This window comes from Kribbella sp. NPDC058693 (assembly GCF_042715335.1).
Taxonomy (GTDB): Bacteria; Actinomycetota; Actinomycetes; order Propionibacteriales; family Kribbellaceae; genus Kribbella; species Kribbella jiaozuonensis.
Genome location: NZ_JBHXSQ010000002.1, coordinates 578354 through 595727, shown reverse-complemented (window position 1 = coordinate 595727; position 17374 = coordinate 578354). Strand labels below are relative to the sequence as shown.

The 17374-nt window shown below is 68.2% G+C and carries 22 protein-coding genes; 10 read left to right on the top strand and 12 right to left on the bottom strand.

From position 1 onward, the window contains the following. The first annotated feature begins 24 nt into the window (after positions 1-24). Together ACFWUU_RS12490 and ACFWUU_RS12485 are read left to right on the top strand one after the other, a co-directional pair. Positions 25-987 carry an aldo/keto reductase gene (locus ACFWUU_RS12490; RefSeq protein ID WP_380175171.1) on the top strand — a complete coding sequence of 321 codons (963 nt, stop codon included), beginning with the start codon at positions 25-27 and terminating at the stop codon, positions 985-987. Continuing rightward, a complete protein-coding gene (locus ACFWUU_RS12485) occupies positions 984-1865 on the top strand; it encodes an NAD(P)-dependent oxidoreductase (RefSeq protein ID WP_380175169.1) in 882 nt (293 codons plus the stop codon). Before ACFWUU_RS12490 ends, ACFWUU_RS12485 begins: the two co-directional genes overlap by 4 nt. A 5-nt stretch (positions 1866-1870) precedes the next feature. Here the strand turns inward: ACFWUU_RS12485 and ACFWUU_RS12480 are convergent, their stop codons facing one another. After that, positions 1871-2437, bottom strand: a complete 567-nt coding sequence (locus tag ACFWUU_RS12480; protein ID WP_380175167.1) for a TetR/AcrR family transcriptional regulator — start codon at positions 2435-2437, stop codon at positions 1871-1873. A gap of 78 nt (positions 2438-2515) precedes the next feature. On the opposite strand from ACFWUU_RS12480, the gene ACFWUU_RS12475 reads away from it, so the two are divergent. The 3 genes from ACFWUU_RS12475 to ACFWUU_RS12465 all read left to right on the top strand — a co-directional run bounded on the left by ACFWUU_RS12475 (position 2516) and on the right by ACFWUU_RS12465 (position 4404). Further along, positions 2516-2983: a nuclear transport factor 2 family protein gene (locus tag ACFWUU_RS12475; RefSeq protein ID WP_380175165.1), complete on the top strand. Its 468-nt coding sequence runs from the start codon at positions 2516-2518 to the stop codon at positions 2981-2983. A 94-nt stretch (positions 2984-3077) separates the two neighbouring features. Beyond that, on the top strand, positions 3078-3968 hold the full coding sequence (locus ACFWUU_RS12470; RefSeq protein ID WP_380175163.1) for an alpha/beta hydrolase: 891 nt from the start codon (positions 3078-3080) through the stop codon (positions 3966-3968). A 16-nt stretch (positions 3969-3984) separates the two neighbouring features. Next, the gene (locus ACFWUU_RS12465; RefSeq protein ID WP_380175161.1) at positions 3985-4404 is read left to right on the top strand and encodes a nitroreductase family deazaflavin-dependent oxidoreductase; all 420 of its coding nucleotides are present in this window, start codon (positions 3985-3987) and stop codon (positions 4402-4404) included. A 53-nt stretch (positions 4405-4457) separates the two neighbouring features. Here the strand turns inward: ACFWUU_RS12465 and ACFWUU_RS12460 are convergent, their stop codons facing one another. Next, on the bottom strand, positions 4458-4931 hold the full coding sequence (locus ACFWUU_RS12460; RefSeq protein ID WP_380175159.1) for an SRPBCC family protein: 474 nt from the start codon (positions 4929-4931) through the stop codon (positions 4458-4460). A gap of 75 nt (positions 4932-5006) precedes the next feature. Here ACFWUU_RS12460 and ACFWUU_RS12455 point away from each other — a divergent pair, with 75 nt between their 5' ends. After that, the gene (locus tag ACFWUU_RS12455; RefSeq protein WP_380175158.1) at positions 5007-6554 is read left to right on the top strand and encodes a phytoene desaturase family protein; all 1548 of its coding nucleotides are present in this window, start codon (positions 5007-5009) and stop codon (positions 6552-6554) included. Between the two features lie 327 nt (positions 6555-6881). Here the strand turns inward: ACFWUU_RS12455 and ACFWUU_RS12450 are convergent, their stop codons facing one another. The 3 genes from ACFWUU_RS12450 to ACFWUU_RS12440 are packed head-to-tail and all read right to left on the bottom strand — an operon-like array spanning position 6882 to position 8567. After that, positions 6882-7502: a DUF3618 domain-containing protein gene (locus ACFWUU_RS12450; protein WP_380175156.1), complete on the bottom strand. Its 621-nt coding sequence runs from the start codon at positions 7500-7502 to the stop codon at positions 6882-6884. Beyond that, entirely contained in the window at positions 7478-7903 is a 426-nt protein-coding gene (locus ACFWUU_RS12445; protein ID WP_380175154.1) for a phage holin family protein, read from the bottom strand. The genes ACFWUU_RS12450 and ACFWUU_RS12445 overlap by 25 nt, the downstream gene beginning before the upstream one ends. A gap of 1 nt (position 7904) precedes the next feature. Further along, positions 7905-8567, bottom strand: coding sequence for a hypothetical protein (locus ACFWUU_RS12440; RefSeq protein WP_380175152.1), 663 nt, complete (start codon positions 8565-8567; stop codon positions 7905-7907). A 280-nt stretch (positions 8568-8847) separates the two neighbouring features. Here ACFWUU_RS12440 and ACFWUU_RS12435 point away from each other — a divergent pair, with 280 nt between their 5' ends. Further along, positions 8848-9405 carry a hemerythrin domain-containing protein gene (locus ACFWUU_RS12435; RefSeq protein ID WP_380175150.1) on the top strand — a complete coding sequence of 186 codons (558 nt, stop codon included), beginning with the start codon at positions 8848-8850 and terminating at the stop codon, positions 9403-9405. Positions 9406-9513: 108 nt separating this feature from the next. Here ACFWUU_RS12435 and ACFWUU_RS12430 read toward each other — a convergent pair whose 3' ends face one another. Next, positions 9514-9786, bottom strand: a complete 273-nt coding sequence (locus tag ACFWUU_RS12430; RefSeq protein ID WP_380175148.1) for a GlsB/YeaQ/YmgE family stress response membrane protein — start codon at positions 9784-9786, stop codon at positions 9514-9516. Between the two features lie 83 nt (positions 9787-9869). Next, a complete protein-coding gene (locus ACFWUU_RS12425) occupies positions 9870-10892 on the bottom strand; it encodes an iron-containing redox enzyme family protein (protein ID WP_380175146.1) in 1023 nt (340 codons plus the stop codon). A 74-nt stretch (positions 10893-10966) separates the two neighbouring features. On the opposite strand from ACFWUU_RS12425, the gene ACFWUU_RS12420 reads away from it, so the two are divergent. After that, positions 10967-11176 carry a CDGSH iron-sulfur domain-containing protein gene (locus ACFWUU_RS12420; protein ID WP_380175145.1) on the top strand — a complete coding sequence of 70 codons (210 nt, stop codon included), beginning with the start codon at positions 10967-10969 and terminating at the stop codon, positions 11174-11176. A 100-nt stretch (positions 11177-11276) separates the two neighbouring features. After that, complete coding sequence (locus ACFWUU_RS12415) at positions 11277-11894, top strand: flavodoxin family protein (protein ID WP_380175143.1); 618 nt, start codon at positions 11277-11279, stop codon at positions 11892-11894. 145 nt (positions 11895-12039) lie between these two features. Here the strand turns inward: ACFWUU_RS12415 and ACFWUU_RS12410 are convergent, their stop codons facing one another. From ACFWUU_RS12410 to ACFWUU_RS12395, 4 genes are all read right to left on the bottom strand, one after another. Further along, positions 12040-12339 carry an AzlD domain-containing protein gene (locus ACFWUU_RS12410; RefSeq protein ID WP_137257062.1) on the bottom strand — a complete coding sequence of 100 codons (300 nt, stop codon included), beginning with the start codon at positions 12337-12339 and terminating at the stop codon, positions 12040-12042. Continuing rightward, the gene (locus ACFWUU_RS12405; RefSeq protein WP_380175141.1) at positions 12299-13009 is read right to left on the bottom strand and encodes an AzlC family ABC transporter permease; all 711 of its coding nucleotides are present in this window, start codon (positions 13007-13009) and stop codon (positions 12299-12301) included. The genes ACFWUU_RS12410 and ACFWUU_RS12405 overlap by 41 nt, the downstream gene beginning before the upstream one ends. Continuing rightward, positions 13006-13560: a CGNR zinc finger domain-containing protein gene (locus ACFWUU_RS12400; RefSeq protein ID WP_380175139.1), complete on the bottom strand. Its 555-nt coding sequence runs from the start codon at positions 13558-13560 to the stop codon at positions 13006-13008. Before ACFWUU_RS12400 ends, ACFWUU_RS12405 begins: the two co-directional genes overlap by 4 nt. A 64-nt stretch (positions 13561-13624) precedes the next feature. Beyond that, complete coding sequence (locus ACFWUU_RS12395) at positions 13625-15040, bottom strand: DUF2252 domain-containing protein (RefSeq protein WP_380175137.1); 1416 nt, start codon at positions 15038-15040, stop codon at positions 13625-13627. Positions 15041-15267: 227 nt separating this feature from the next. On the opposite strand from ACFWUU_RS12395, the gene ACFWUU_RS12390 reads away from it, so the two are divergent. Beyond that, on the top strand, positions 15268-15807 hold the full coding sequence (locus ACFWUU_RS12390) for an ion channel (protein WP_380175135.1): 540 nt from the start codon (positions 15268-15270) through the stop codon (positions 15805-15807). On the opposite strand, the gene ACFWUU_RS12385 is transcribed toward ACFWUU_RS12390, so the two are convergent. Continuing rightward, entirely contained in the window at positions 15788-17368 is a 1581-nt protein-coding gene (locus ACFWUU_RS12385; protein WP_137257066.1) for an MFS transporter, read from the bottom strand. The genes ACFWUU_RS12390 and ACFWUU_RS12385 overlap by 20 nt on opposite strands. Positions 17369-17374 lie beyond the last annotated feature (6 nt).

Below are 17374 nucleotides of genomic sequence, written 5' to 3'. Positions count from 1 at the left end.
CAGTCGAGGGGAAGAGTGGAGACGATGAAAGACGCGGGTATCAAGGCCGTTTCGCTGGGTGACACCGGGATGGAGATCAGCCGGATCGGGTTCGGAGCCTGGGCGATCGGCGGCGGAGGCTGGGAGTTCGGCTGGGGTCCGCAGGCCGACGACGACTCGATCGCCGCGATCCATCGGGCGCTCGAGGGCGGGGTGAACTGGATCGACACTGCCGCGGCGTACGGCTTCGGACGCTCGGAAGAGGTCGTCGGGCGCGCGATCGCCGGGCTGCCCGAGCACGAACGCCCGTACGTGTTCACGAAAGCATCGCTGCTCGAAGGCCGGTACCGGACCGTCGTCCACAGCCTGAAACGCGATTCGATCCTGCGCGAGGCGGAAGGGAGTCTGAAACGGCTCGGGGTGGACGCGATCGACCTGTACCAGATCCACTGGCCGATCCCGGAGCACGACCTGGAAGAAGGTTGGTCGGCCATGCTCGAGCTGAAGGACGCGGGCGTCGTACGCCACATCGGCGTCTCGAACTTCGACATCCCGCAACTGCAGCAGATCCAGGACATCGCGCCGGTCGAGACGCTGCAACCGCCGTACTCGCTGATCGACCGCGAGATCGAGGCCGAGCTGCCGTACGCCGACGAGCACGGCATCGGCGTGATCGCTTACTCGCCGATGGCATCCGGCCTGCTCACCGGCGCCATGACCCGCGAGCGGATCGCGCAGCTGCCCAGCGATGACTGGCGCCGCAACGACGAACAGTTCCGCGAACCGCGGCTGTCGGAGAACCTGGAACTGGTCGAGCGGCTGAAGACCGTTGCCGCCCGCCACGACGTGACGCCAGGCGCTGTCGCCGTGGCCTGGACGCTGCGCAATCCGGCCGTCGACGGCGCCATCGTCGGCGCGCGCCGACCGGAGCAGGTCGACGGCGTTCTCGCCGCGGCCGGACTGGAGCTCGACGCCGCCGATCTGACCGCGATCGGAGCGGACCGATGAGTACGGCGAGCGACCGTCCCGTGATCGGGTTCGTCGGCCTCGGCCACATGGGCGGCGCGATGGCAACGCGTCTGCTCGGGGCCGGCTACGAGGTCCACGGCACGAGCCGGACCCGTGCGCGGGCCGACGGACTGATCGCGGCCGGACTGCGATGGGTCGACGGCGCCGATCAGCTCGCGAAGACCGCGGATGTCCTGATCACCTCCATCCCGGACGATGCGGCCCTACAGCTCGTTGCCGACAGCATCACTCCCGCGCTGTCCGGCGGCCAGGTCTGGATCGACATGAGCACCGTCAGCCCGCAGGCCAGTCGCGAGGTGGCGGACCGCGTCCTCGCGGCCGGCGCCGAGTTCCTGGACGCGCCGGTGTCGGGGAGTGTCCCGCAGGTACAGGCCGGCACGCTCACGATCATGGTCGGCGGCGACGAGACGGCGTACCGGCAGGTCGAGTCGGTCCTGGGCCAGCTCGGCAAGCCGACGTACATCGGCGGCAACGGTCAGGGGCTGGCGCTGAAGCTCGGGATCAACATCAGCCTCGCGGTGCAGGTCCTCGCGATGGCCGAAGGGCTGCTGCTGGCCGAGCGATCGGGGGTCGACCGTGAACTCGCCCTCCGGGTGATGACCGCCAGCCCGATCGGCTCCCCGATGCTGCAGGCCCGCGAACCGTTACTGCTCGAGCTTCCCGACGAGGCCTGGTTCGACATCCGGCTGATGCAGAAGGACCTCGTCCTCGCGCTCGAGACCGGCCGCACCCTCGCCGTACCGTTGCCGACAGCAACCAGCGCCGACGAGATCCTGACCCTCGCCCGAGCCCTCGGCTACGAACGCCGCGACATCGCCGGCGTCTTCGAGGTCCTCCAACGCCTCAGTCGCCACTGACCTCGTCAACGCCACCACGGCGGCGCGCAGGCGACGACGGCGTCGACGAGGTCCTGCTTGCTCAGTTTTCCGTCGCTCAGCCAGGCCTTGATCGCGCCGGCGAAGCCGTGCGAGACGAACTGGGCCATCAGCTCACGGTCGCCGGCCGGTGGATCCGGAGTCACCGCCATGAAGGCCAGGCTGTACTCGGTGAAGTGCCGGACCAGGGCCTCATAGACCCCACGATCCGCCGGGTCCGCGAGCGTCTGCCGGTAGACATCCGCGAAGCGGGAGACATGATCGACGATCTCGCCGGTCGCTCGACGGAGCGCCTCGTCAGCCGTCAGTCGCTCAGCAGCCCGCCACTTCTCTTCGCGCTCGTAGACCTCGGCGAGGTCCGCGTCGAGCACGGTCAGCAGGAGCTCGAGCGGGCTTCGGTACCGGTTGTAGAAGGTCGGCCGGGTGACACCGGCCGCCTCGGTCAGCTCCGCGACGCTGATCCGCGACACCGCCCGCTGCCCCGCAAGCCGCAGTACGGCGTCCGCCAGCGCGCGATCGGTCCGCACCATCCGCGGATCCGGTCGGTCGGTCATCGGCCTCCTCCAGCCCTTGTCCGGCTCAGCCTAGCGATCTATTTTACAGCTGTAAATTAGTTCAGCCGAGGAGAAGTCATGAGTTCCCACGCCACACTCTCGCCCGAAGAAGCAGCCGACCGCCTCGCGATCCGTGAGCTCTTCGATGCGTACGCGCACTGCGCGGATCGCCGGGACGCGCAGGGCCAGATGGCCTTGTTCACCGAGGACACCCGCTTCGTGGTCTACATGGATGCCAGCTCCGCGGAGCCGACGCAGGAGTTGCACGGGCGGGCGTCGCTCGCGCCGGTGTTCGACAACCTCAACCAGTACGCCGCAACCACACATTTCAACGGCCAGAGCACTGTTGTTGTCAGCGGCAACAAAGCGCGCGGCGAGAGCTACACCATCGCCCACCACGTCACGATCGGCGACGACGGCCACCGAACCCTGATGGTGGCCTCCATCCGCTACCTCGACGAGTTCGTGAAGCTCGACGGCAGCTGGTACTTCGCCGAACGCAAACTCCTCGTCGACTGGACCGAAACCCGTCCCATGGGCGACTGACGGCCGGCCGCGTGAATCACCGGAATCCGGCGATGCCGGAGGAGGTAGCCGGTGGTGAGACTTGCGGTGGTTCATGGGTGAAGGGAGATCGTCGGTGACTACCGAGCAACGCTCGACCCTGGACGCCATCCTGCGACAGGGCGCATTCCCGGCCGACATCGGGCTGGAGGAACAGCGCGCCCAACTCAAGGCACTGCTGTCGGCACAGCCGCTGCCTGCCGACCTGACCGTCACAGCCGGCGAACTCGGCGGGGTGCCGACGGCCGACGTCACCGTCGACGGGATCGAGCCCCGGCACACGGTCCTGTACTTCCACGGCGGCGTGTACGTGATGGGCGACGCCGCGCTCTCCGCGGACCTCGCCTCGCAGATCGGCCGTCGAATCGAGGCGTCGGCGATCTCCGTCGACTACCGCCTCGCCCCCGAACACCCCTATCCGGCAGCAGTCGACGACGCGTTGGCGGCGTACCAGGGTCTTCTCGAGCGCGGGATCGCGCCGGCCGACATCGTCCTCGCCGGCGAATCCGCGGGCGGCGGGCTGGTGATCGCCACGCTCGTCAACGCCCGCGACCACGCGCTCCCGCTGCCGGCCGCGGCGTACGTGATGTCGCCGTACGTCGACCTCACGCTGGCCGGCGCGACCATGAAGACCAAACGCGATGCCGACCCGCTGATGAGCTTCGACGCGCTCCAGGCCCGGATCCCCGACTACACCGCCGGACAGGATCCCGCGCTCGGTCTGATCAGCCCGATCTTCGCCGACCTCACCGGCCTGCCGCCGATCGTCATCCAAGCCGGCTCCCACGAAGTCCTCCTCGAGGACGCCGTCCGCCTTGCCCGCGAAGCAGCGGCTGCCGACGTCGAGGTCACGCTCGACATCACCCCCGGCGTACCGCACGTTTTCCAGGCCTACCACGCCATCCTCGACGAAGGCGCCACGGCATTGGACCGGGCCGGCCGCCTGCTCGCGGCGTACCTCACCTAAGCGGCAGGAGTGCCACATGAGCGACTGGAACAATCAGACCATCACCGAGTTCCGCGCCAACGAGGGCCGGGTCGGCGGCCCGTTCGAGGGTGCGCCGATGCTTCTGCTGCACCACCGCGGCCGCAAGAGCGGGCGCGAGTACGTCACCCCGACGATGTACCTGGCGAACGAGGACGACCCGGACAGCATCTACATCTTCGCGACCAAGGGCGGGGCGCCGACCAACCCCGACTGGTACGTCAATCTCGTTGCTGCCGGCAACGCCACGATCGAGCGCGGCACCGAGACGTACGACGTCACCGTCCGCGAGATCACCGGCCCCGACCACGACCGCATCTACGCCGTCCAGGCCCACCGCTACCCCGGCTTCGCCGAGTACGAACGCCAGACCGCCGGCATCCGCACCATCCCCGTCCTCGAACTCAAACGCGGGTAACCTGCGCATTGATCGACTGACGCCACCGCCGGCCGTTGTGGAACGCTCGTCGATCAGTTCGTCGGCGTACCGACGCCGTCGGTCTGGTGCAGGGCAGCGCGTGATTCGGCCAGGTAGGCCAGGCGGCGCAGTGTCTCGGTGTTGCGCCAGTGGAGGACGGGGTCGATCGCGGCGCCCGGCAGGACGTTCGCCGGGCCTTCGACGGCCTGCTCGCGCATCACCAGCAGGCAGCCGTCGGGGCGGGCGGTGGCAACGAACTCCACCCGGCCGGCGCCGGCCGGCCAGGCCCGCACCTTGATCACCAACCGGTGGTCCGGCTCGAACTCCTCGACCGTCGTCACGTCGTTCAGCAGAAACGGCCAGACACCGACCGAGTGGTGAAGACTCGTCCCGACCGCCGGGAAACCGTCATCCACCGACCGGACGCGCGCCGCGCCGACCACCCACCCCGCGTACGACGATCCGTCACCGAGCACCGCGAACACATCCGCGGCCGAAGCCCGCACAACCCACACGTTCTCGCTCATGTTCAACCTGTACCCGCGGGCATCCTCCGACGCCGAAAGGGTACCGGGCGAGCCTGGACGAGAGGCGGTAGTGCTGTGAGCGATGCGGTTGTCGTCGGAGCCGGTCCGAACGGGCTGGTTGCCGCGAACCTGCTGGTCGACGCCGGGTGGGACGTCGTCCTGCTGGAGGCCAACGACGCCATCGGCGGGGCGGTCCGCAGTTCGACGGAGGTCGATGCCTCGTTCGTGCACGACACCTTCAGCTCGTTCTACCCGCTCGCGGCGGTCTCCCCCACCATCCGGAACCTGAATCTCGGCGCCTACGGTCTGGAGTGGTCCAACGCGCCGTCTCCGGTCGGCAATCCGTTGCGCGCCGGCGGTTGGGCGCTTGTCCACCCCGATCCCCCCGACACCGCCGCCGCCCTCGACGCGCACGCGGCAGGAGACGGACAGGCCTGGCTCGACCTGTACGCCGACTGGGAGCGCGTCGGCCCGGCCGTCACCGACGCGTTGCTCACGCCGTTCCCGCCTGTGCGCGCCGGTATCGACCTGCTCCGCCATCTTCTGGGCCCGCGCGGACTGAAACGGCTACAGCTTCTGCTCCGCCCGGTTCGCTCCGTCGCCGACCAGCGGTTCACGGGCGAGGCCGCGAAGTTGCTGTTGGCAACCAACTCGCAGCACGCGGACATTGCTCCCACCGCAACGGGCTCGGGGCTGATGGGCTGGCTGCTGGTCATGATCGCGCAGCAGTACGGATACCCCGTACCCCGCGGCGGCGCCGGACGGCTGTCCCAGGCACTGGCCGACCGCTTCACCGACCGCGGCGGCACGATCGTCTGCAAGGCTCCGGTCGACCGGATCGTCATCAAGGATCGGCGAGCGGTCGGAGTACGGACCGTCGACGGCACGCAGTACGACGCCGGCCGGGCTGTACTCGCGGACGTGTCGGCACCCGCTCTGTACTGTCACCTGATTCCTCGGCAGGACCTGCCGTACCACGTGCTGCAGCGGCTGCGGTTCTTCAAGTGGGACCCTGCCACCGTCAAGGTCGACTGGGCCCTCAGCTCACCGATCCCCTGGCGGGATACGCCGGCCCTGGCTCCTGGCACCGCGCACCTCGCCGACTCGGTCGACGATCTGCGCCGATGGTCCGATCAGCTGGCCGCCGGACTGGTCCCGGACCGGCCGTTCCTGTTGATGGGACAGATGACCACCGCCGACCCGAGCCGTTCCCCAGCCGGAACGGAGGCCGCCTGGGCCTACACCCACGTCCCGCAGCGAATCCGGGACGACGCCGGCGGCGAGCTCACCGGGCGATGGGATGCGGCCGACGCCGAGGCGATGGCCGACCGGATCCAGGCACGGGTCGAGGAGTACGCCCCTGGCTTCACCGACACGATCACCGCACGACGAATCCTGACCCCACTGGAACTCGAACGACGCGACGCCAATCTCGTCGGCGGCGCCGTCAACGGCGGCACGTCCGGCCTGCGACAAGAACTCGTACTCCGCCCGATGCCCGGCCTCGGCCGCGCCGGGACCGCCATCAAATCGCTGTACCTCGCCTCCGCGTCCGCCCACCCCGGCGGCGGCGTCCACGGCGCCTGCGGCTCCAACGCGGCCCGCGCCGCCCTCTCCCACTGACCGCACGAGGCTGTGGGGTTCAGCACGGGCACAGGGTCGGTACGGGTACCTGATCGCGCGCGACCAGGCAGTCGAGGTTCCGGTGTTCAGACCAGTAGCACCGGAACCGCACCCGTCGCACGGAACACCACGAACAGCAGGAGTACCGACGGCACACCATGAGGCATGTCAGGACGCGAGGTCCCAGCCCGGCGTTGCCGGGCGGGCGTGGCGGCGCCGACGTCAGAGCGTCGAGCTGCTGGAGCAGCAGATCGCGCCCTGACGCCGGGATCTCGGTCGGTTTCTCGGCATCCAGTCCCGGAACGTCCGGTCGCCGTACGCCGTTCGTCAGCTCGAGGAACCGGCCTGCCGGACGTTGTCCGCCGAATCCTTCGCACCTTCGGCCACCTGCTGCGCCGCCGATCGACCCTCGTCCGCCACATCCGTGGCAGCCTCGGACGCGGACTGCTTGACGTTCTCGACCGCCTCTTGCGCCGGCTCCTGGAGGTTGTCCTTCAGCGCCTGGGCCACCTGCGCGGCCTGCTCCTTCACCGGGCCAGCGGCCTCCATCGCCTTGTCCTTGGTGTCGTGGGCGAGCTCGCGCTCCCGCGTCGACGCAGGCAGCGCCGCAGCGACCACCCAGCCGGCCGCGAAGGCGATCAGACCCGCAGCCAGGGGCGTACCGCGCGTCCGTGACCGAGCCATGTCCGGTGCTGAACCGACGGCGTCACCGACCTTGCTGCCCGCGTCCTGCACGGTCGACACAGCCGAACCCGCCGTATCGCCCACCGACTCAGCCGAACCCATCACGTGTTCCTTCAACCGATGGACGCCGCCGCGGGCCCGGTCGACCCGCCGGCCGACCACGCGACCCGGGCTGACCTTCTCCGTCAAGGCATCGACATCGCGGCCCACCTCACGCCGGGTCTGCTCGATGCTGCGCTTCAGCTCTTCCGGGTCTTCAGCCATTTCGCGTCCTCCTTGAGTGATTCGACCGTCTGGTCGGGTTTCGGGTTGACCTCCTGCAGCTCCTTACGTCCCGACATCGCGAGGACGACGGCCACGACCGCCCAGGCCACCGCGACGATCAGCGCTGCCCAGATCAGATCCATGGCCTCGTCGAGAGCCCACATCACCGTCAACGAGACGAACAGGGCGACCATCCAGCCCGCGAACGCCGCGCCGCCGAGCATCCCGGCGCCCTTGCCGGCCTTCTTCGCCTCCGCCTGGAGCTCGGCCTTGGCCAGCGCGAGCTCCTGGCGCGTGAGTTGGCCCAGATCCGTGGTCAGCTGGGAGACCAGCTGACCGACCGACTCGTCCATCGACAGCCGCTGCGGACTGCTACCGGGCGGTGACCCGTCCACAGTCATCTCACCACTCCGTTCCCGGCTCACGCGGGGGCGTGACCGGCGTACCCATCGGCGCCGCGGGCGGCGGGACCAGGTACTCGTCGGAGGCTGGCTCTGACATTCCGTTGCCACCCAGCGATCCGTTGTACGGCGATCCGTTGCTACTCGGGGTACCGCTGGTGCCGCCTGCTGCCAACGCACGGGTGAGGCGTCCGGCGACGATACCGGCCGCGGCCGCGATCAGCAGGAACGTGCCCGGCTTGCGGCGCGCGTACCCGCGGACCTCGTCCAGCAGGTCGGCAGGCTCATGCTGCTGCAGGAAATCCGCGGCCTGATCGGTCAAGTCGGCACCCTGCCGTGCGAGTTGAGCACCCAGACCTGATTGCCCGTGCTCGGCCATACCGCGCAGCTCGTCACTCACCGAACGAAGGCCGGTGGCGGCACGGTCCTTCTGCTGACTCGCTTGCCCGGCAAGTTCCTGGCGAGTCTGGCTCGCCAGCCGCCGGGTCTCGGAACGGACGTCCGACGTCACATCCGACACCTTCTCCTTGACCGTTCCCGCGACCTCGCGAGCAGCGTCGGCCGACGTCTCCTTCAGCTGCCCGGCCTGGTCCCGGGCGGTCTCGGCCACACCATCCGCCGGTGGGCTCTCTGCACTCAAGTGTTGATTCGTCGTATGCGACATGTGACGGCTCCTTCCAGGAGCAATTGACTGACGTCACGAGACGCCGCGCCTCAACCGCCGTACGACAACGACGGCACCAAAGGTGGGGGGATGGCCTGGTCAAGGCCGGCGGGCGCAGCATTTCTGCCTCGCAACAAGGACTTACCGAAATGGCACACTGCCGTACCACCAAGGAGATCAGCCGACCGGTACCCCTCGGCCAAACACGCGAATCTCTGTCGTAGCAGTGCATGCGAGTCGGGTACCAGCAGGGCACCACACAGTGCGAGAGGACGATGAGATGCCCGGCGACGTTGTAGATCTGATCATGCAGGACCACCGCGAGGTCGAGCGGCTGTTCGCCGAACTCCAGGAGAATCCGGAGAAGCGACCGAACCTGCTCCCGGTGCTGACGACCCTGCTGACCGCCCACAGCCGGGCCGAGGAAGCCGAGGTCTATCCGGTCGCCGCCGCCGAAGCCGGCGAGAAGGAAGAGGTCTCGCACAGCCAGCAGGAGCACATCGAGGCCGACCAACTGCTCGCGAAGCTCGCCGAGACAGATCCGACCTCGGCCGCGTTCGACAAGGCGCTGCAGAACCTGATCGACGCGGTGTCACACCACGTCGAGGAGGAAGAGACGAAGGTCCTGCCCGGTATGCGGTCGAACTTGTCGGACGAACGCCGTACCGAACTGGGCGAAGCCTTCGTTGCGAGCCGCAAGCAACACCTCGGCGAGCAGCCCGGCGACATCACCCGCGACCAACTCGCGCAGCAGGCGAGTAACGCCGACATCAAGGGGACGTCCGGCCTGCCCAAGGACAAACTCCAGCAGAAGGTGCAGAAGCAAGCAGAACTCTGACAATCACACGGCGGTACACAGGACCGCCGCGGTAAAGCGCGCTTCGGTGACACAACTCGCCCGTTCGAGCCGTCGACGACGGCTCGAACGGGCGAGCAGGCTTGTGGTTCAGCGGCGCGCGGTCGTGTTCCGTCCGGTCACTGTGGATGCGATGACGACCAGGATGGCTGAGATCACGATGGCCACGAGCCAGCGCACCCAGTCGACGCCGGCGCTGCCGTTACCCCCGAACGCGGTGTAGACGAACCATCCGATGATTACCCCGCCGATTCCGCACAGGATGGTCAGCCAGATCGGGATGTTGTCCTTGTTGCCCGGAGCGACGAACTTTCCGAGTAGGCCGATGATGATGCCGGCCACGATGACTCCGATGATTTCCATGGTTCCGTTCCTCTTGTAGCCCCGAATCGCTGAGGTGATGTACCGCAGCGACCCCACCTGTGCCCAAGCCACAAACCGGTTCATCAGCCCTCGATGCCGGTCCCCGCGACTCGTTCAGCGACTCGCCCTGTGGCGGTGGCGCTCGCGCGAAGGTAACGAGGCGATGCTGCCCATTCGGTCAGCAGGTGTTCGGCGAAGAGGTTGTCGACGACGAGTGCGCAGCGGGCGCCGAACAGGACGTCGCCGATCGCGTCGGGATGCTGCTGCACGTAGCTGCCGCAGAGGTCGTGGGCCGCGATCTGCTCATGCACGGCGTCCGCCTCGACGTGCTCGGTGAAGTACTGCGCCTGTTCGTCCGAGGCGCCGAGTCGGGCGGCACCGGCGGCGTACTGGCGGTTGGGCAGCGTGGACGTCATCTCGAGCGCGGCCAGGTGACCGATGAGGGCGGCGGTCCAGCGGCGGTGGATTGCGAACAGCGACATCACGTTCGACACGGCCAGCGTGACGGCCGGCACCTCCGCGACGTAGCGGCCGTAAGTGTCGTCGAGGCCGAGCCAGCGCATCGTCGTACGGAACAGCTCGGAATGCATCCGCTCCGGGCGACCGCCGCCGTACTCGTCGGACTCGATCTCGACCAATGCCGCCTTCGCAGCGCCGTCCAGACGTGGGATGCCGAAGCTGTGCGGGTCGGCCTCCTTGAGCTGGTAGACCGACCGGTGCAGAACGAACTCGCGAAACTGCTCTCGCGTGGCGTGCCGACGCAGGTACGGCGCCAGCCGCGGCCCGTCGTCGGCCTCGATCATCGCCCGGAGCTGAGCTGCGACCGGCTCGTCGGTCGGACGAACCCGGCAGTTGGCCTCGAGCCAGTTGATCCACGGACGCTCCCAGTGGGTGCGGGCCGCAATGATCACCGGGTCCCACTGCGCGTCGGGTTCGACATCGTCGAAGCCGCGGTACTGCAGCTCGTACGCGATCCAGAGCGCAAGCTGCAGATCCTCGTCCGCGAACGGCTGACGGGATCGCGAGATCTCGATCGGCCGCTGTACACCCCTGAGCTGGTTGTTCAGCCAGGTACTGAGCGGCCCACGCGGTGGTGGTAGTTGCATGTGTCTCTCCTCGGCATTGACCGCGACCCGGTACCCGAGCAAGAAACCGTTGCAGGACTGGGTACCGGCGGTCCATGACCATGGATGACGACAGCGCGGCACAGCTCCGCTTCTACCCGGACGGCCCGATCCTGGTGCGCGGAGACTTCGAGCTGCTGGACGAGAACGGCAAGGCGATGGCGGCGGCACGCCGTACCATCGCGCTCTGCCGCTGCGGACGCACCGCCATCCCTCCGTTCTGCGACGGCACCCACGCCATCCCGCAACGCACCCGAGCGAGCTGACTGCGACCAGCGAGCAGTTGCCCATTGCACCGATCGCTGGTTTCCGACGGCTGTCTGCTGGCTACCGGGGTGGCTCGAGAATCTGGAACGGAGATGGCAGATGGCAACGTTGCGGGCGTTGGTGCTGGGATGTTCGTTGAGGAAGTCACCGGCGAAGTCGAGTTCGGAGCTGATCGGGCGTGAGTTGCTCACCGCCCTGGCCGACCATGACGTCGACGGCGAGCTGGTCCGGGTTGCCGATCATGACGTCCGGTTCGGGGTCAGTGCCGACGAGGGCGACGGCGACGAATGGCCGGCGCTGCGGGCGAAGATGCTTGCCGCGGACATCTTGATCATCGCGACCCCGATCTGGATGGGACAGCCGGCGAGCGTATGCAAGATGGTCCTGGAGCGGTTGGATGCCGAGCTGTCCGAGAAGGACGAGCAGGGCCGGCCGTTGGTGTACGGGAAGGTCGCCGTGGTCGGTGTCGTGGGCAACGAAGACGGCGCTCATCACGTCACCGCCGAGGTGTTGCAGGCGTTGAACGACGTCGGCTTCACGATCCCGGCCGCCGGAGCGACGTACTGGGTGGGAGAGGCGATGGGCTCGCTCGACTACAACGACGCCGGCCCGAAGCCCGACACCACCGGCCTCACCACAAAAACCGCCGCCGCGAACGCGGCTCACCTGGCCCGCCTCCTCCGCAACCAGCAATACCCACCAATCGAGGGCGACTGACTGCACAACTCGCTGCCACCCCAGCCGCAGCCCGAAGGCGTCCGCGTCATCCGCGATCCCCACGGCCACCTCGTGTGCCTCTTCCTGCCCGGCTACTAGCCTGGACTAGTTCAACGAACGCAAGAACGACGCGCCCGGCTGGGTCCTAGGTCAGCGCGAGGCGGACGAGGGCTGTGGTGGCGACGCCTGCGGCGGCTGCGGGCAGCATTGGGATGCGGGTGAGGTTGAGGGCGCCGGCGACGGCGACGCCGATCAGTTGGGTCCAGTCGAGGGTGCGGCCGCCGAGGTCGGTGACGATCAGGCCGGCGAGTAACGCCGGCGCGGTCAGCTGGGTGACCCGGACCACGGTCGGCGGGAGGTCGCGCTTCCCGAGTACCAATGGACCTGCGGCCTTCATGAACCAGTTAGCGACGCTGACCATCAGTACGCACAGATACAGCTTCATGATGCTCCTTTCGTCGTAGTCCGATCAGAGTTGCCGCAGCTGCGCCGAGCAGCGCGTAGCTGGGACCGGTGACGAACAGCAGTCCGGCGGAGATCATCCCGCCGAGCAGACACGCGACGAGGGCGCGGCGGGATCGGCGTACCTCGTCGATCAGCAGGATGACGAAGAACGCCGGGAACGCCACGTCGAGCCCGAGCTCGTGCATCAGATCCGGCGACGGGGCGGCCTGCGCGCCGACGGCGGTGCCTGCGGTCCAGCAGATCCATTGCGGCACGCTGACCCCGATCATCCGCCAGACGTCGTACCGGCCGTCCTCCTCGTGCGCGGCCAGGAACGACGCGTCGACGATGGCCTGAGCCTGGAGCATGCGCGCCCATCGGCTTCCACGCAGACTCGGCGCGATCGCCACGCTCATCACCAGGTATCGCACGTTGATCACCATCGCCGCGACCACCGCCGCCAACACCGTTGCCCCCGACAACGAACTGAGCAACGTGAACTGCGCCGAGCCGCTGAACGCGAACGCGGAGAACGCCACCGGTACGGCGGTCCCCCAGCCTCGCGCCCGCGCCTCCGCGCCGAAGTTCAGCGCCAGTACGGCGGTCGCGAGCCCCGGCCCGATGCCGAGGCGAAGCCCGCGCGTGAACGACTGCCGAGCAGGCGGCCTCATGCGGTTGTCCCGTCCCGGGCGCGCTGGTAATGCCGTCGCGCGCGGGCCCGGTTGCCGCAGTCGGCCGAGCTGCACCACCGGCGCGAACCGTTCTTGCTCCGGTCCAGGAACAGCCAGCCGCAACCGTCATCCCCGCACTGACGCAACCGACCGAGATCCTCGTCCTCGAACAGCCGCCACACCGCCAGCCGTACGGTGTCTCCCGGCTCATCCGCTCGCCATCGGAACGGACTCATCTCGACGGATGCCACCCGCACGACTCCGGCGATGAGGTCGTGCAGCGCGTCGATCGCGGCAGGGTCGGGCCGGTCTCCGACGGCGAGGGGCGCGAGTACGCCGTACGCGACGTCTCGCGCGGCCACCAGGTCGTCGCGCAGCCGCCGGGTCACCACCGCAGGATCCGCGCTCACGCCCGCAGCAAGCAGCCAGCGCTCCACGTTCGACAGATCGTCGAACCGATCAACCGTCCGCTCGGGATCGAGCCGCCACGCCACGGTGTTCACGAGATCAACCGCCAGCTGCCCACCGATCAACTCGGGCCGGTACACCACCCGGAACCACCTCCGGGTCTCACTCTAACAGCCATTAACCCCTTTTGCCTGTTAGAGCATCCGACTATAAGCCGGTTTCAGCGTCCAGGCGGCCGCTCTTGATGGCGGCCAGGAACGCCTGGTAGTCGCGTTCGTTCTGGTCGGCGTACGCCTCGGCGTACTCGACCATCGCCTCGGGGAACGCGTCATCGCTGTTGAGGTACGTCGTCAGCGCGATGCGGTCGCCGGACCGGGCATGCGCCCTGGCCAGGGTCCAGCCGCACAGCTGGCCGTACATCGTCATGCCGGACGGGTCCAGCTTCTCCACCGCGGCCGAACCCTTCATGTCCCGCAACTGCCGGACGTAGAAGTCGCGGGTCTGTCCGTCGATACCGTCGACCCGCTGCCAGCCGAGGAAGATGTCACTGCCCGCCTGCATCAGCCGTTGCCCAACCACCACGCGCTCCCCCTCGTTGCGGGGTGCCGATCGATGCCGGAACGCAGCCGGGACCTTCGTCTTCAGGACCGACGGACCGGCCTCCTTGAGTTGCAGGAAGAGCGGATCGCCGTCGTCGCGGCCGCGCAGCAGCACGATCCAGCAGCGCGTGCCGACGCTGCCGACTCCGACCACCTTGCGGGCCAGGTCGACCACCTCGAACTGGTCGAGCAACGTCCGCAGCTCGTGCGGCAGCGACCTGCGGTACTGGTCCAGCAGGGCTTTGATCCCGGTCTCGAGCTCTTGCCGGCCCGCCTCGGGCAGCAGATCGGCGATCGGGACGACCAACGGCGGTTCGGCCTTGATCCGGACGCCGTCGTCGGTCATCTCGCAGAGCTTGGTGAAGGCTTTGAGGCTTCCGCTGCCGCGTGCCTTGAGCAACGCCTGGTCGATGTTCTTGCGGCGGCTCGAGGTCAGCTTGTTACGCATGGTCTGCTCGACCTCGTCGATGTCCGCGCGGGCGTACCAGACGTCCAGGGCTCGCATGGTCCCGAACTCGGCGCTGGCGTCGCGATAGCGCCGTACCGTCTCGAGGACGCACCTGCGCCGCTCCTTGCGCGAGAAGCCGTTGTCCCGGCCCGCGACCGCGATGCTCGCCGCGAGGCGTTTGACGTCCCATTCCCACGGCCCGGCGATCGTCTCGTCGAAGTCGTTGATGTCGAACAGCAGCCGTCGTTCGGGCGATCCGAAGACTCCGAAGTTCGAGAGGTGGGCGTCCCCGCACAGTTGCACCCGGAGGCCGGAGACGGGCGCCGCGGCAAGGTCGGTCGCCATCCCGAGGGCGTTGCCCCGGAAGAACGCGAAGGGCGACACCATCATCCGGCCGTGCCGCACCGGGACGAGCTCGGGAATGCGCGACCGGGCCTGCTCCTCGAACAGTGCGACCGGATCCGGACGGTCCGGGGGCAGCACCAACTCCGCCTGCTCGCGCGGCGGCAGCACCACGCGCGCGGCAAGTCCCAGTCGGGCCCGGTCGGCCGGAGCGAGACGGCGCACGGTGGACACAGATCCAGTGCCGGCGCGAGCTGATCTCGTGGCGGGTGCGGCTCGTAACGGTGTGGGTGAAGCCGCCGTCGCGTTCCGTGCACTCATGCTCCCCACCCCTCCGGTCGTGATCGAGTCACGTGATCTGGCTCTGGTCCGCCAGAGTTCCACCCAACCTTGCGGCGAACAGGTCGGCATCACCCCCGCCGGATGAACCAGCGGCGCCGTTTCGGGGCTTGACTGGAACTGTGAAAGCCGCCGACGTCGACTACCACCAGCTCCCCAAGCGGACCCGGCGCCGCCTTGCCACGATGTCGCTGCTGCGTTCCCTGGGCGTGTCCGTGGTGATCGTCGCCGGCTACTTCGTCCTGCCCATGCGTATCGACGGCACCTTCGCCGTCGTCGCCCTGGTCGGCGGGCTTGCCGTCGTGGGGCTGCTGCTGGCCCGGCAGATCCTCGACATCTCCCGGTCCCCCTACCCGCGGATCAAGGCGATCGGTGCGTTGGCGACGTCAGTGCCCTTGTTCCTCGCGATCTTCAGTACGACGTACGTCCTGATGGCGCGTGCGCAACCGGCGAACTTCTCCGAGCCGTTGAGCCGGCTCGATGCGGCGTACTACACCGTGACCGTCTTCGCGACCGTCGGCTTCGGCGACATCACGGCCGTGTCGGCGGCGGCGCGCGCGGTCGTCACCGTGCAGATGCTCGGTGATCTCGTCATGGTCGGCCTGGTCGCGCGGACCCTCATCGGCGCCGTCCAGCACAATCTCAGTCAGCGGGGGGAATGACGGGCGGGTCCTCCAGGCGCACCATCCGGAAGGAGTTCACCAACCCGGCCAGAGCGGCGAGGATCGGGATGCCGAGGGCCACTTGCAGGGCGAGTGGTCTGGCGTCGGTGTTGATCCGGATGATCTCGTCGCGAACGTCCTGCGGTTGCTTGGCGAGCTGTTCCTCGAGCCCGGTGTTGGTCATCACTTCCGCATCGTGTTCCAGCGCCGTGGCGACCTGTTCCTGCTGGGCCGGCTGCAGGACGGTGCTCGCCTCCGCCTTGTTGGTGAAGGTGAAGGACAACGTCGCCAGCATGATCGCGCCGGCGAAGGCCAGTCCGAAGGACAGGCCGAACGAGCCCGCCGCCGAGTTCACGCCGGCCGCCTCGCTGACACGTTCCTCGGAGATCGGTCCCAGGGTGTAGTTGTTCAGCTGCGATACCAGGAGGCCGAGCCCGGTTCCCACGACGATCAGCGGCGCGACCAGGGCCCAGCCGGAGTCGGCCCGGGGCACGATCGGGATCAGGATCACCAGGCCCGCGGTCACGAGCGCGAAACCCCACCTGACGATCTTGCCCGGGCGTCGTCCACCGGCCTTCTTCTCGGCGATGATCGCCGCACCGAACATGCTGAGCGAGAGCGGCGCCAGGCTGAGGCCTGCCTCCATCGAGTTGTACTCGAGCACCATCTGCAGGTAGATCGGCAGGGCGATCATGCTGCCGCCCAGCGCGATCTGCTGGAGCATCTGCTGGGAGATGCCGAGCCGGTAGACGGCGGAGCTGAACAGAGCGGGATCGATGAGCGTCGGCTCACCCCGGCGCTTGCGTCGCACCAGCCAGTAGATGAACGAGCCGAGTGCGACCAGGCCGATGGCCAGGATCAGGCCGACGTACTCGCCGCCTTCCTGCCAGACCAGGATGCTCAAGACGATGCCACCCATGCCGAGCACGGACAGGATCGCACCGACGACGTCCACCCGCCGCGAGCCCGTGTACGGCACGTCGTGGACGAGTCCTTGGCCGGAGACAACGACCACGATCACCGCGACCTCGAGCAGGAACCCCACCCGCCAGGACAGGTAGGTGGTGATGAAACCTCCGAGCAGCGGACCGACCGCGGCAGCCATCGCAGCCGAGGCCCCCACCAAGGCGTACGCCTTCGTCTGCTCCGCTCCTTCGAAGTTGCCATGGATCAGCGACTGCATCGCAGGCAGCAGTAGCGACGCTCCGATGCCACCCACCAAGGCCCAGAAGATGATGATCGCGGTCAGGCTCTGGGCCAGTGCCATCGCGCTGGCCCCGATCGCGTAGCCGAGCAGTCCCAGCAGGTAGGCGCGCTTGCGCCCGATCAGATCGCCGACCTTGCTCCCGATCAGGATGAACGCCGCCGAGACCAGGGCCTCGAGCGCGATCGCGGACTGGACGCCGCTCACCGTCGTGTCGAGATCGCGGACCACCGAGGAGATCGAGACGTTCATCAGCGACGTGTCGACGACCAGCACGAACATCGCCATCGCGAGCAGCAGGGCGAGCCGTGGGTTGGCCTTCGTACCGGCGGGGACCCCGCTCGCCTCGTCGCTCATGGCGTC